Here is a 14,822-nt window from a genome sequence, read left to right as displayed (position 1 = left end):
GGGACTTGGAATGAAGTATTTCATTTTACTTTTTTTATTCCTAAGTCCCGCTTTCAGTCGGGCTTCTTACTCTTTCTCCCCTGTGGGCAGTCAGGAAGCTTTTCTGGGAAATGCTGGCGTGGGGCTTTTATGCTCTGCCGGCAGCCCCCTGTATAATCCCGCAGGCTTGGGGTTTTGTGAATATGAACTGAACCTGACTGTTTCCGGCACTGGTATTGCCTACCAAGAAATGCAGGACCCGGCATTTCACAATCAAACGGGCTCCTTCACTTCTTCGACTTTAATGACGTCAGCTGTCTTCAGTGTTGATGAAAAAATTAAAACAGGGTTTTTCTATTCCTATCCCGCCAATGTCGACAACACCTTTCGGATACAAGATGCCTCAGGGGGAGTGACAGCCAAAGATGTGCGCTTTCAGTTTGCTCAAGGAGGGCTTTCCTATGGCGGCTTGATTGATGAGTCCTTGGCCTGGGGATTTTCCATCGCCTTTACCTGGAATGAACTAACATCGGATTCGATCACCAATACGGTTTCGGCGGGAACGACCACGTCTTTAAATCAAAAAAGATTCGAGCAACAAAACTATATCGCTTTAAATCCCGGATTCGTTTGGCGCGCCCGGGATGACTATAGCATCGGTGCAACTGTACAATGGCGTGCTTTGAATCTGTATTCCGAAGGAGACCTCTATCAGAATCAATTAAGTACGGGGGACACGCTAGCCACAGAAACTTTTGGCCGCTACACTCCCCATACCGATCCTATACTGGGAGTGACAGTCGGTCAGGTCTTTCATTTCAATGATAAGACTTTTCTGTTGGATCTAAGTTATGCACCTCAATACGCACTGCCCTCGACTCCGATTCAACAAGAATCTGATCTTAGCCTCTTCAATATTTCGACGGGAATTAAAATACCCTTCAGAAGTGTTCGCTTCATGGGCGGAGGAAGTTTTACGCAAATGTCGAATCAATCCATTTCGATGTTTTCAACAGGTATCAACTATAACAACAGAACCTATGAAGCTAATTTCGGATTATATTACAAGTACTCAAAAAATGACGAAGTCGGAGCGAGCAACTCCGACACCTTGGGTTTTATGTATTCGTCATCTGTGAATTACTGATTATTTCAAAGGGAACTGGAAGTTCAAACCAACAAACGTTTGAAAGTTTGGGGTATAATCTCCCACATGAGCCACCGTCCACTGAGGTTCCGCGAAAAAATTTATAGTAGTTCCCCCCTGAAGCTTCCAAACCTTACCAAGCCCAGCACCCAACGGTATATTGTAATCCCCGGTTTCCCAGTTAAAGAGCATAATACCCGCGGATCTTAAATAGAACCCGGCGGGCATATTCCAAATCACGAAGGGCTGGGCAGTTGCCAGATTTTGTGTCGGACGATCACTGTCCCCAGCGAAATCATGTTGATAAGTTATCAAAGCTCCTAAGAGGCCCCAAAACTGTGGAGCCATGACGACTCCCGCAGCCCCAATCTGCCATTTGCCAGCACCGGTCTCATCTTTCGAAGCCGTAGGCAGAACCAACAAGGGCCCTACACCGAATTCCATGGTGCCCCTTCCTTTAAGTAAGAATAAGTCAAAAATACTGACGTCCCCCACCCCCGAAGTTGTCGTGGTCGGAGTTTCTAAAGCGGAAACGGAATATGGAATTGTCATGCGCGCCAACTGCGCATGACCTCCTAACATTAATGGCGAAGCGATTCGCAGATACGCTGTATTCAGTGTCTCATCCGTGGAGTAGACCGAGCTTTGTACATAATCATGAAGATTCACAGCCGCCAACGGCGTCAAAGGACTGTTGGATTTATTCATATCTTCGCTGGTGACCTCGGCCATCGCGAACCAAGCCTGTAAAAAAATGCAGACGACCAGCAAAATGCGATTCATAAAATCCTCCCGTTTATTCTGAAATACATGATGATAAATTTTGCGCGTCAAGTGCACTTAGAACTGTTTAGCGTTGCCAATAAGCATGTAGGTAAATGCGAGATCATTTTTTACAATAAACGGTGTAATCAATTAAGGAGAGACCTTTTTTATGAAAACTGTATCGATGATTTTTGTCGCTTCATCATTGCTATTCACCACACCATCCCTGGCTCGTCCTGTAAAAAACATCACCGACAAAGAGGTCATCGATGCCTATCAGTATCTGATGACCAGAGTTCTAGTGCTGCGTCAGGAAAATTTGGATTTCAGCAAAGAGGACATGCAGTGGAATGAAATAAAACATCGCGATGTAGGAGGAGTTCAGTGGGCTAATCCTAATTTGGACGTCGCCTACAGTGAAGCCTGGGTGGCAATTGACGAAAACAGTTGCACGATGGTGGAAATTCCTGAAATCAAAGGCCGCTATTACACGGTCCAATTTTTAAATGGTTGGGGTGAAACCACAGCCAATCTGAATGAACGAACTTATCCCCAGCATCCATTTGGAAAGTTCGCTGTGTGTTTAAAGGACTCGCAAGTGACCTTGGCACCTGATGTACAAAAGGTGATTCTGCCATCGAAAAAATCTCGGGTACTGGCGCGCGTGGAACTGGGAAAAGATCCGACGGAGGCAGTGAGACTGCAACGACAGATTAAAATGTACCCGACTGGAAAACCGGATATCACCGACTCCCCCAAGGTCGTTGACTTTGAGCACGATCAGCTTCCAGGCATTGAAATCTTTGACAACGCGGCATCGATTTTAGCTTCTGAAAAAGACATAAATCCGAATATGGGGGGGCTGCAAATAAAAGTTCTAGCTGTGGAAAGGACTGCTAAACATGAGAACTCCCGTGAAGCCACAGCGAAAATTATCAAGGAAAAAGCCATTCCAGCATTCTTTGGCCTCAGAGAAAAAGTCGAACGGACGAAAAATGGTTGGGCCTTGGTGCGACGATTTGGGAACTACGGAAACGACTATCAGGCTCGGGCTTTCGTTAACTATGGTGGAATCTGGGCTAATAACAATAAGGAGGCCGTCTATTATGCGACTCGAAACGATGCCAAGGGAGAGCTTTTAGATGGCAGTGCGGTTTACACTGTGACTTTTCCCAAAGATAAACTTCCCTCTACTCGCGCGAAATATTTCTGGAGCATTACCAATGTGGATTCAAAAAACTATAGGGTGATCCCGAATCCCGCGAACAAGTTCGTAATCAACAATCAAACGAACGTAAAACCAAATTCGGATGGATCTGTGACGTTGTATTTTGCGAGCAAGTTACCGCAGGGTGTACCACAAGAGAACTGGCTGCCGACACCAGCCGCCGGTAATTACAGTCTAACTTTCAGATTCTATGGTCCCACCAAGGAGGTCGTAAAAGGCAACTATTTTCCACCGGGATTGGTGAAACAACCGTCATTGGCCAAAGTCGATTCGGAATCTATTTATTAAGATAGATTCCGTCGTCCTTCACTGTGATCACACGTTTTTTATAGAGATCACCCAAGGCCATTTTATACTTCTTTTTGCTGACGCCGAACATGTCATAAATAAGTTCGGCTGCGGTTTTATCATTGATCGGCAAAAATCCCCCCTCTTCACGAAGGCGTTGCAAAATCAAAGGACCGATATCTTCAGAACTTTGATGCCCCATCTTTTGCAGGCTTAAATCAATTTTTCCGTCTTCACGGACTTTCTTGATATAACCTTTGAGCTTTTGACCATGCACCAGACGATCAAAGATTTCATTGGCATAGATCATACCCCAGTGCTTGCCATTTATGATGGCCTTAAAGCCCAGGTCCGTCTCTGCGCCGATGAATAAATCGACCTGTTGGCCTTCTTTGTAATCACCTGGCTCTTTGGAGATATAGCGATCCAGACGCATGGAGGAAGCGATACGATCTGATTTATCTAAATAAACAAACACAACCACCGCTTGACCCGCGCGAAGGTCACGGGTCATTTCCGCATAAGGCAGAAAAAGATCTTTACCCAAGCCCCAATCCAGGAAGGCACCGACATTTTCCACGGACTTTACCATCAAATGGGCAAACTCCCCCACCATGGCTTTCGGTTTTTCAGTCGTAGCAATAAGGCGGTCCTCGGAATCGAAATGCACAAACACTTCGATCTCATCGTCGACTTTCAAATCGTCAGGGACATAACGACGAGGCAATAGAATCTCCCCATCATCACCGCCATCCAGAAACATTCCGAATTCAGCTTTTTTTACGGCTTTTAATTTATTTAGTTTACCAATATCAACTTGCACAGGGACATCCTTAAATTTCAATATTCTTTACAAGCCACGATTCAAGTTCATTGATCTGTGGCTCAAGGTCCGGAAACTTTTGAACGACTTCTGTGAAGGCGTTTTTTACGCTGTTACCGGAATAGTGTTTTGCAATCAGCGAGTGTTGCATGCTTTCGATAAGTGCCGGATACAGGCAATCCGTATAAATCTTTAGATCTTTAATGACACCATCATCGACGATAAAATGAAAATCAAAGAATCCCAGGCTCAGGTACTCATCCATTTTGTGAGTGAACTCCAAAGTCGATCCGTACAACCACTCCCAGGAAGAAAGAATATCATATTGCTCTTTCAATTCCGGAATCTTAGGCAGACTTTCAAGGTTCAGCATGATCACTTCAGCTTTAGCGCCATAGAACTTTTCAAAAGAACGAATCATCGCCTCTGACACTTTGTCATGGTTGATGTCTTTATAAAGCTCATTCAAATTCGTCACGCGCGCGCGAACTGATTCTTTACCCTTGGCCTGAAGCTTTTTAGGATTCGGGGTCAGGTAATTCCCCAGGCGCGTGAGGTCGGCATGCAAAAGCAAAGTACCATGATGGAAAGCGCGGTCTTTCTTTTCACGATAAGCACTGCCGCTGAATTTACGGGGGCCATCATGGAAAGGTACCGTCAAGTCGTTACGACCTGACGCCTCGGCCTGGATGCCGAACTCTTTCAAAGCATCAAAGATAATCTGAATGTTGTTCTCGCGGCGGTAGCCATCTTTGGGAGATAGAAAAGTAAAGTTAGTGTTTCCCAAATCATGGAATACAGCGCCACCGCCCGTCGTTCGACGAGCCAAGTGAACATTATCGTTTTTCATTTGTGCCAGATTGCACTCCGACCAGGGATTTTGATTGCGACCGATGACGACAGTCTCTTCGTTCCTCCACAAAAATAAAATCTGACTGGAAGGATCCAGGTTATGGAAAATCCATTCCTCAGTCGCAAGATTTAGTTGCGGATGAAATGAGTCGGAAAGAAATACCTTAAGTGTCGTCATAGTGTACGGACTCTAGCAGAAATTCTGCGTTTAAGCCAGCACAGTGGGAACTCATAGTTTACATTCTGTAAAAAGATACCTTTCTACAAGACTTTTTTATGCAATCCGGCTATAACACCCAAGTCGCATTCTGGTGAGGATAAAAGTGAAAGTAGTGATCATTCTACTCATAGCAAGTAGCCTTTTCTTGGGTGCCTCCCGTGCCTTCGCTCTGCTATCGACAGAGACTCTCCCAGAGGGCATCAATAGTCCCTCCTTCCGCTATGGCAATCTTGACGGCATTGGTGAAAGATATACAGACGACGGCAGCCTTATCACTTTGGGTGACTATAAGTCTGTTAACTTCGACGCGAAAACCCTGCAAAAATTCAATGCCGATGCCCGTAAGCTGATCACGGCTTTAAACAAATTCGGTGCCTCTGGTTTGGGTGATAAATTTAACCTGGGTGTCTTACACGTCGACACTCAACCCCATGTGAACTATTTCGCACCCGTTTTTGCCCGTGGAGTGACGTCCAAGTGGACCGTGGCGGCCGGTGTTCCGTTCGTGAACTACACAAATCGTATTAAGTTGTCCCAGCAATTTTCAAATATCGATTATTACCGCAGTCAATTTTCTGGCTTAAGCCCGGAACTGGATGAAGCTCTTAATACAGATTTGGGAAAAGCGACCAACGATACTTTAGCGCAAAAAGGCTATAAGAAACTTGAAGACCATAACGATTCCTTTGTGGGAGACGTTCAATTGGTCAGCATCTACAAATTCTTTGATGATTCTCGAACCGCCTTGATCTATCAGGCGCAAATCAATTTACCGACAGGTCCACAATATGATTGTGATGACTTGGCGGCATTGAATAACTTTGGTCGTACGAATATCAATAACACCATTGCCTACTCGTACAAGTTCTGGAAAATGACGGCCGTTCCATTCGCAAGTTATATCTTGAACGTTCCAGATCAAATCACGGAGCGTGTTCCCTCAAATGAAGACGACACGTTGCCCGATGCAGTCAACAAAGAACGCATTCATCGTCAAATTGGAAATTCTCAAATCGTGGGCAGCAATCTGTTTTATGATTGGAATGATCAGCTAAGCCTAGGAACAGGATACGAGTACGGAAATAAAGAGGCCGATTCCTTCAGTGGTTCCCGCGGTCTTCGTTACGACATGCTTTCCAAATACACAGCATCGAACTTTCATAAAGTGAAAGCGCAGATTGTGTATTCGACAGTCTCATCTTATTTTAAAAAGAAATCTCTGCTCCCGATGATCGCTTCTTTGGAAATTTCTGATTATGTCGCGGGTGTAAATGTGGAACGTCAACTGGCTCAGGAATTAAACCTGATGCTTTTCTTTTAGGAGGGTTTGATGAAAAAAACATTATGCCTTTCCTTAGCGATGACTCTGCTTTTAGCCGCGTGCGCTCCTAAAGTTCAATCGCCAAGCCTGGGTGGTGGAACTCAAAATTTCGGTCCCCGTTTTTCAGATGTGAATTTGCGCGAAGGTTTGCGTGAATCTGATGCCACGAAACTAGACATCTCCTGGCAAGGTGAAGTTGCGACTTCAAATTTCTTTCGCCAGGCCCAAAATGTTTATAATTTGGGTTTATTAACGAACAATCCTACTTTGCGCCAAAAGGGTCTGACTTGGATTAAGAAATTTTATTCTCAACCAAAAACGACGTCCTATCAGGCATTGGCACTCGCACCCTATGCGGGACTCGCAATTGCGCAGACAAAGACGGAAGTCACGTCCAGCCTTGAAACTATTCAAAGTGATTTAAGCCGCGCCAAAGTGCAACTTCGCGAAAGATTGATGACTATTGGTAAGCAGTTTCCGTGGGCCACTCGTCAGGTTCGCGTGGAGATTTTAATTAAGGAAGTCGAAAACTTCACCGAGACTTTCCTCGCGCAAATTCCTTCGTTGGGATTAAGCGCCCCTGTGGAAGAAGGCCTGATCAGTGAAATCTCGGCTCAGACTAGGCCTTATTTTTCGAAAATGGCGGCTTTTACCAAGTCCTTTTACGAATCCACGAACTTCTATAAAAACTTAGGCCTGATTCAACAACTTCTTAAAGAGTTCGAAGTCACTTTGCCTGACGAGTACAGCAAACAGCTGAACCAAGGTTTGCAAATCGGTCATGGCATTGAAGTCATTAGTGACGCTCAAGGCGCCTTGACGGTTCTGGTGGATGTATGGAGAACACTGACCCCCGAAGAGCGAGAGAAGTACTATGGGTCGGCTAATGAAACGCTTTATGATTTTCTTCGTAAGCAAAATGAAAAAGATCTGGATTGCCTGCGCACACCCGGCTGCCGTGGTGGCCTGATTGATGGTATTACTAAAAAAGTCTTTATCCTTCCTAAGATCGAAAAATTCGGTGTTTTGAAAATCCGCGATACTTTAAACGACACGGCATTAAAATTTCTGATCGGCGTGGTTGAGAATTTTGCTTTGGGCTTCGTACATGAAATCCCAGGTATCTTCGCTGATAACATTGATAACGGCATCACAAAGAAAGCCGCGGATATTCGTGACGTTCAAAACAACTATGAACCTTACGTAAAAGATCTTTTGCATAAGTGGTCAGTTAGGAAAATGAACTCTTATGACGGTAAAGTTGCGGGCTTTGAGACGCCTTCTATTCAACTGCAACTGACTAAGAAATCACCTTTGCAAATTCAAGGTGTGGGCTCCCCGGCATCTCTAAGAGCCAATACGGCGGGTTCTTCAGTGATGGCGCGATCCCTACTGATGGAAAATACCGACGACGCAAGTCTGGGGCTGCAAACGGCTCTTTCTCAAATAAATAAGCTTATCACTATCGGTGGGTACCGTGACATCAATGACCGCTTGGTGCCCGCGTTGCTTTCTCCAGTTGAGAAAGTAAAACATCCTTTGGACATAATGAAACTTTCCGAGATGCCGTATTCGTACCGCATCCCTGATCAAGTGACTCTTCAGGATCCTTTCCACGTGAATCCTGGAATGGATTACGCCAAAGATTTTTCAGCGGCATCCTTTGCCGAACAGATCGATGGCTTAAGTCAGATGCTGAAAATCACTGCGGACTGGAAAGTCAGCAGCTTTGATAAGTACTTGGGAAATATTAAAGCCCAGGAATTAATCGAAGACATTCAGTCTTCAGAATTCGCGCGTCCCCTGTTTCCGAAAGACATGTTCTTTGCCTTGAACGTGGGTGATGTTGCGGTTCTTTTGAAAGACATTACAAAGAAAGCCACTCCGGTCTTTTTGGTGACTTTGGATGATAACATCATTTGGGCAGACCAATACTCCACCAGCAATGAAACTGCCATTATGGGTGGCATTGTCGACATGAAAGACGGTGTGAAATCCAACATCGTTCGATCTGTCGATGTCGCGAAGTTTTTGCTTTCATTGAATGAGTTCTTAGTGGCGACCGATGGAGTTGAAAAAACAAAGTCCAGCATCCTGCTTGAAAAAGACAGCAACGGTCGCTCGAACTTGGATGACTTAATTGAGGGCCGTCGGGACCTGAAACTTTTGATTGTGTCTTTAGCGAACTTTATTTCCAATCAACTGATCAACGAAGACTCTTTGGTTCAGTCGCAATATAAGCTTAAAGAATTTAAGCGCTCTGCCGAGGTTCCTTACCGAGCTTACGAGCAAGCTTATGCTATTCGTGCGCTCTTGGCGGCCTGGAAGCTGACTAAGATTGATGCTTACCTTTGGAGTGCCCAGGAAATCTATTATGCCATGAACAAACAGCTCTTTAGCACCAAGGAGCAGTTCTACGTGAATGGCGACGGGACAACCCTGGATTTCCCTCAAAAAGTCGTCACTCTTTTGGCATTAATGGAGCTTGCGCCTCACCTCCCGGTCGAGAGCAATGTACAATTGTCAAAGATTACGAGCCCTTGGCTGCAAGCCCTGAGTGGCCTTCAAAACTAGTGCGTACTAGAATTTCCCCTTAAGTTCTGCTATATTAGGCTCCATTCCGGGAGCCTTCATTGAATACGACGAATTCTTTTTCCGCTTTAAATTTAAAACCTGAGCTTTTGACTGTCGTCGAAGAACTGGGTTTTAGCTCTATGACTCCTATTCAAGAAAAGAGTATTCCGGTGCTTCTGGCGGGCAAAGATGTCATCGGCCAATCCAAAACTGGCAGTGGAAAAACGGCGGCATTCTTATTGCCGATTTTGCAACAACTGGAAATCAACCAAAAGACTTTGCAAGCCCTCATCATCTGCCCGACTCGCGAACTGGCGATCCAGGTACTTGCCGAGGTCCGTAAGTTGGGCCGTGGGCTTCCTGGCTTACAAACGATTGCTCTGACTGGCGGAGGTCAAACAGGTCGCGAACAACAGCTTGAACTTGAAAAAGGCGTACAGATCGCTGTCGGAACTCCAGGGCGTATCTTAGATCTGGCCTCGAAGGAGCGCTTGTTCTTGGATGATGTCAAAACTGTCGTGCTTGATGAAGCCGATAAGATGTTTGATATGGGCTTTATTGTCGAAATTAAAAATCTTATGCGAGAGCTTCCCGTGAATCGCCAAACAGTTTTGTTTTCAGCGACTTTCACCGATGCCGTTTTAGATTTAAGCAAACGCTATCAAAAAAATCCGCAAAAAGTATCCATCGAAGAAGGCGCCGAGGCTTTACAAATCGAAGAAGTCACTTATGACTCGGAAGAAAAAGACAAAGCCGGAAACCTGATGCGCGTTTTACAACAGCATCAAGCTGAGTCTTGCATCGTCTTTTGTAATACTAAAAACACCGTCAATGATTTGATGACGAAGTTCGCGGAACTAAAAGCCAGCGCCACCTGCCTGCATGGCGACCTTGAGCAAAAAGATCGCGAACGCGTTATGGCTTTGTTTAAAAATGGCAGCGCCAAAATTTTGGTAGCCACCGATGTTGCCGCCCGCGGATTGGATATTGAAAATCTTGAACTGGTGGTGAATTATGACTTCCCTCTGCAGCCAGAAACCTACGTTCATCGTGTCGGTCGTACGGGTCGCGCTGGTAAGTCCGGTGTAGCTGTGACATTGCTATCAGCTCGCGATACTTTGAAATTGATTGAAATTGAAAACATCACGGGTCGTAAATTCCAAAAACCTAACTTAGGTTTCAAAAACCAATTCGGTTTGAACTGGGAATGGAAACAAGCCCCGATGCAAACACTGATGATTTCTGGCGGTCGCAAGAACAAAATCCGTCCGGGAGATATTCTGGGTGCCTTGACCGGTGCTTCCGGCGGTTTGCAAGCCGGCGATATCGGCAAAATCGAAATGTACGATACCTATACATACGTTGCGATCCGAACGGATCAAGCAAATCACGCTTTAAACAGCCTTCGCAACGGCAAAATCAAAGCGCAAAAGTTCCAAGTTAAAATCGTAAAATAGTATAATTCGATTCTGCGCCGCACCCCCAAAAGGTACGGCGTACCTTTTGATTATTTCAGTCCTAATAAGATATCGAAATCCTCTTTGCTTAGAGCGCCGCTTGCGCTGCCGCCTAAATCTGTTGTTGATTCTGCATTGCCGAACAGGTTTTGGAATTTAACGCCCTTGCGGTTTTTCAGAACTTCGATTTTTTCTTCTAAAGATTCATGCATGATATAGCGGAAGACCTGAACGGCTTTGCTTTGCCCTAAACGGTGCGCACGGTCCGTTGCTTGGTTTTCCACTGACGGATTCCACCATGGTTCTAAATGGAAGACGTAGCTGGCTTTGGTCAAATTCAAACCCACACCACCCGTTTTCAAAGTCATCACCAATACGGCGCCACCTTTCGTCGCATTGAACTCGGCCAAAATCTTTTGGCGCTGTGCTGTTGGTACTCCACCGTGAAGCACAAAGACTGGGATTCCTGCCTCATGCAGAAGTCTGGCTGTGTGTTCCAGGGTTTGCAGGAACTGTGTGAATACCAAAGCACTTTCGCCGGATTCCACGATCTCACTGATAGATTCCAGTAAAGTTTCCAATTTCGGTGGGACTTTTTCGTAACGAACATTTGGCAAGCCTGCAGGATCCGAACACGCCTGACGTAAACGAAGAAGAGCCGTCAACATTTGCAGTTGCACGCTTGCTTCACCATTTGTCGTCATCGCCTCTTGAACCTTTTGGTTATAAGACAGTGCGATGTCACGATAGATTTCCATCTGCTTGTCTTCAAAAGCGATGCTCATCTTAGTTTCTTGTTTTTCTGGAAGCTGATCCAGGATTTCTTTTTTAGTACGGCGAAGAAGCAAAGGTTTGATCTTTAGTTTCAGATCATCCATCTCTTCACGCGTGACCATCTCGGTATTTACGAACTGACGACGGAAGTCTTCAATTTTACCAAGGCTGCCCGGAACCAGAATATCCACCAAAGAATAGAACTCGCCATAGTGATTTTCCATCGGCGTACCAGTCAGGCAGACTTTAAATTGCGCATTCAAAGAACGAGCCGCACTGGTGCGTTTCGTCGTGATATTTTTAAGATTTTGCGCCTCATCGAAGATCAAAGTCTTCCAGTGAACTTGGGACAAGAAGTCCTCGTGCTCCATCAAAAGACCGTAAGTTGTGATCAGGACACAATCCTGCTTGGTGAAAAGTTTCTTACCCAAGCGATCGCGGTCTTTATTGGTAAAGACCTCCAAAGGCAAATCTGGAACGAATTTTTGCACTTCACTTTGCCAGTTAAAGATCAAGGATGATGGGACAACGATCAATACCTGCCCCAGCTCTTCTTTAACGCGCAGATCTTCCAGGAAGGTCAGAGTCTGCAATGTTTTACCCAACCCCATATCGTCTGCCAGCAAAGCTCCCAGGCGCAGATTATAAAGATCCTGCAACCACTGCACGCCGTATTCCTGATACTGTTTAAGCTCCGCCTTCACCGTCTTAGGAATATGTACCGGGCGAGGCCCCTGCCCCAATCCATCATAGAAATCGCAAATCTTTTTCCATTCGTGATCCCCACGAATTGCAACACCGGAAGCACGCAATGCCAACAGTTCCAAAATCTGATGGCGTGGCAGTTTGTAAACTCTTTCTCCGATGCCACCTTTGGCTTTTGCATCTGTTTTGCCGCCCTGAAGTTTGCGCCAGAAGTTTTCCAGACGACGCAGGCTTGGCATTTGTTTTTTAGGCACCAGATAAAGCTTACCGTCGTACTCGATCACTCCTCCGCCGCCGAAACCGGTCATGGCTTGAGCGTCGATCTCCTGACCTTTCAGGAAGAACTTTGGATTAAGTTCAAACCAGTTGAAATACTTTTCGGAAGCATCGCTGGTTAAAAGGAAATCCACTTGGAAGTCATCTTCATTCAATTCCTGAAGAGCCTGGCCTTTGTAGTAAATCTTAAAGCCGAATGGCAAAAGTGCCTGAAGAGATTCAATAGTATCATGCGTATGAGATCCCTCTTTGCGCACATTCGGGAATTGGAACAATCCCGTGCGCAAAGTTGGATCCTTCTCGGGTTCACCATTCCAGATTTTTGACAGGAATGACGTGCGAGATTTCTTAAAGGCATCCCCGTTTGTCGTCGACACCAGACGCTTCAGCATTTCATAGATCAGGCGGAACTCGCGCTCGACAGCGCCTTCTAAAATCACTTCGCCGGATTCAGAATAAAAGGATTCGCTGGATTTTAAGGCTGCGAGAGTTTTAGAAACGTAGTCATCGAAATAAACCAGAACGTTACGCGAGCAAAGCTCCTGCAAAGACATATCACGAGCCAGAACAACGCCCGTACCACTGACTAACAGGGCCTGGATGTTGTCTTGAACCATTTTAAAGATTTCGTCTTCCTCGACGATACGACCATCGGTCAGCTCACCCGCAAAGTGCCAGTTCAAGGTTTCCAAAGTCAGATATTGAAGCACACCCAAGTGACGAAGAAGTTTTAGATCCCAGTCTCTTTTTCCACGAGCACGGGTCGCCACATCTTTGGCATCTGCACCCAGAAAGTATGGCAGGCCTTCAGACAAGACATGAAGGTATAAAGAGGAACGCGCTGTCCAACCCGCACGGGCTAGATCCTTTTGTCCCACAACACGAGCTTCATGTTGCAAATGAAAGCTACCGTTTTCAGTTAAATAAATACCTGTGATACTTTGCGACTCCGGCAGAACTTTTGTTTCCCCGGTGATATGCAAAGGGATCGTGCGCGAACGCAGGTGTTTCACCATACGTTTCGCTTCAAGCTCCCCTTCGATCTCCACCCGTGGATAATCTTGAGAGCTCAGGCTAAATTGCAAAGCATCGTCATAGATATCCGTCAGAACCTGAACGAATTGACTCCACTCGCGGTACCAGGGATGTACGGCCAAAACGCCCTCTTCTGCCTCAAAGGCAAAAGACTCGAAAAAGGCAAAAGGCTTTTTGCGCTCGGGACTGGTCAAAGCAAAGCGAGCAGTCAGCGTTTCTTTGTCGGTAAAATCCACGCGCCACTCGAATTCCCGGCTCATATCGAAATCGATATAACGTACCGGCAATGTTTTTTGAGAGTTCTTGCCTTGAATGTAAACTTCAAGCTGTCCCTGATTCAGCTTCGTCGCCACATTAGAAAGAACCACTTGCATGATCTCTTCAACTTCACGTAAGCCTTGACTGATGAAAAGGCTGTCACGCTGTAACGTCAGAGGCCATTTATCAAATGCAGAATCTGGCTTACGCGGTTGCGGCAATAAATCTTTGGGAACACTTTTATACAGCGGATGGCGCAGGATATCTTTGGCAGAAATCTGCACACCATTGCTAAAGTTATAACGAACCATCCCGGCAATGCGGTTTTGTTCATTTACTTCGTTAAAATAATTTTCAGAATAAGCTGTCAGCTTTCTGCGAAACACATCTGGCAAATTCCACAAAGAAGGCGCCAGGCTTTCTTGCTCCTTAGAAACATCAATCAGGCGATGTGGTTTCTCGGTCTCATTGAGCAGAGAACTTAAAGTCTCCCCGCGAAGAACCGGTGCTTCCTCGGAATAAAGTGTGATTGATTGAAGAAATCCCGTCGCTTCCGCTTCCAAACCGGGAGTGACGCCATGGCGCGAACGTTGACTGGGGCCTCTTAGGTCTTCGGCGAGTTTTTCAATGCGTGGATCTGCCGGAGCATCTTCTTCCAAAGTCAGCGCCTGCCACAAGATCACATAGGCCGCAAATTGGTGAGAACAAGTGATTTTAGTATCGCCGCGGGTGCCACATTGGTCACAACGAAAATCCAGTACGCCGGATGTCTCGTCCTGCAAAACTTTGACAGTGCAACGACCCGCGTCCTTTTTGTCATCCATGAAGATTTTAAGCTGCATGGAACCGCTGGGACTTTGGTGCATTTCATAACCATCAAATCCATTATCGGCGATCAGTTCCAAGCCTTCGGCGAATTCACGCTGCTCACCTACGGGAACACGCTCACTCGGATGGCGAAGTTGAGCAACATTTTGAAGACTCAGAGGAGCAAGAAACACGCTTTGTCCTTTGTCAGTATGACCACTTGAATGGGCATCGAACATTATGGGTGATTTTTCGCACATTGTCCATAGCAGATTGGCTCTCTGACCGACACTAAACCATAATTGATTATCCA

Annotated in this window: 9 protein-coding genes; 5 read left to right on the top strand and 4 right to left on the bottom strand. The window is 45.8% G+C overall.

Annotation, left to right across the window (positions count from 1 at the left end):
• Positions 1-10: 10 nt before the first annotated feature.
• On the top strand, positions 11-1,126 hold the full coding sequence (locus HW988_RS06925; protein ID WP_181606808.1) for a hypothetical protein: 1,116 nt from the start codon (positions 11-13) through the stop codon (positions 1,124-1,126).
• Here HW988_RS06925 and HW988_RS06920 read toward each other — a convergent pair whose 3' ends face one another.
• Entirely contained in the window at positions 1,127-1,909 is a 783-nt protein-coding gene (locus HW988_RS06920) for a hypothetical protein (protein WP_255490250.1), read from the bottom strand.
• A 151-nt stretch (positions 1,910-2,060) separates the two neighbouring features.
• On the opposite strand from HW988_RS06920, the gene HW988_RS06915 reads away from it, so the two are divergent.
• The gene (locus HW988_RS06915) at positions 2,061-3,407 is read left to right on the top strand and encodes a DUF1214 domain-containing protein (protein WP_181606807.1); all 1,347 of its coding nucleotides are present in this window, start codon (positions 2,061-2,063) and stop codon (positions 3,405-3,407) included.
• Here HW988_RS06915 and HW988_RS06910 read toward each other — a convergent pair.
• Complete coding sequence (locus HW988_RS06910) at positions 3,397-4,230, bottom strand: S1 RNA-binding domain-containing protein (protein WP_255490249.1); 834 nt, start codon at positions 4,228-4,230, stop codon at positions 3,397-3,399. The two genes, HW988_RS06915 and HW988_RS06910, sit on opposite strands and share 11 nt — an antisense overlap.
• Positions 4,231-4,240: 10 nt before the next feature.
• The gene (locus HW988_RS06905) at positions 4,241-5,260 is read right to left on the bottom strand and encodes a lipoate--protein ligase (RefSeq protein WP_181606806.1); all 1,020 of its coding nucleotides are present in this window, start codon (positions 5,258-5,260) and stop codon (positions 4,241-4,243) included.
• Positions 5,261-5,405: 145 nt separating this feature from the next.
• Here HW988_RS06905 and HW988_RS06900 point away from each other — a divergent pair, with 145 nt between their 5' ends.
• The 3 genes from HW988_RS06900 to dbpA are packed head-to-tail and all read left to right on the top strand — an operon-like array spanning position 5,406 to position 10,654.
• Positions 5,406-6,623 (top strand): hypothetical protein, encoded by a 1,218-nt coding sequence (locus HW988_RS06900; protein ID WP_255490248.1) that lies wholly within the window; start codon positions 5,406-5,408, stop codon positions 6,621-6,623.
• A 9-nt stretch (positions 6,624-6,632) separates the two neighbouring features.
• Entirely contained in the window at positions 6,633-9,197 is a 2,565-nt protein-coding gene (locus tag HW988_RS06895; protein ID WP_181606805.1) for a hypothetical protein, read from the top strand.
• A gap of 59 nt (positions 9,198-9,256) precedes the next feature.
• Complete coding sequence (gene dbpA, locus HW988_RS06890) at positions 9,257-10,654, top strand: ATP-dependent RNA helicase DbpA (protein ID WP_181606804.1); 1,398 nt, start codon at positions 9,257-9,259, stop codon at positions 10,652-10,654.
• 50 nt (positions 10,655-10,704) lie between these two features.
• Here the strand turns inward: dbpA and HW988_RS06885 are convergent, their stop codons facing one another.
• Complete coding sequence (locus HW988_RS06885) at positions 10,705-14,703, bottom strand: DEAD/DEAH box helicase (protein ID WP_220128819.1); 3,999 nt, start codon at positions 14,701-14,703, stop codon at positions 10,705-10,707.
• Positions 14,704-14,822 lie beyond the last annotated feature (119 nt).

This window comes from Bdellovibrio sp. KM01 (assembly GCF_013752535.1).
Lineage (GTDB): Bacteria > Bdellovibrionota > Bdellovibrionia > Bdellovibrionales > Bdellovibrionaceae > Bdellovibrio.
The sequence above is the reverse complement of the archived record's forward strand: the minus strand, read 5'-3'. Positions and strand labels throughout refer to the sequence as shown.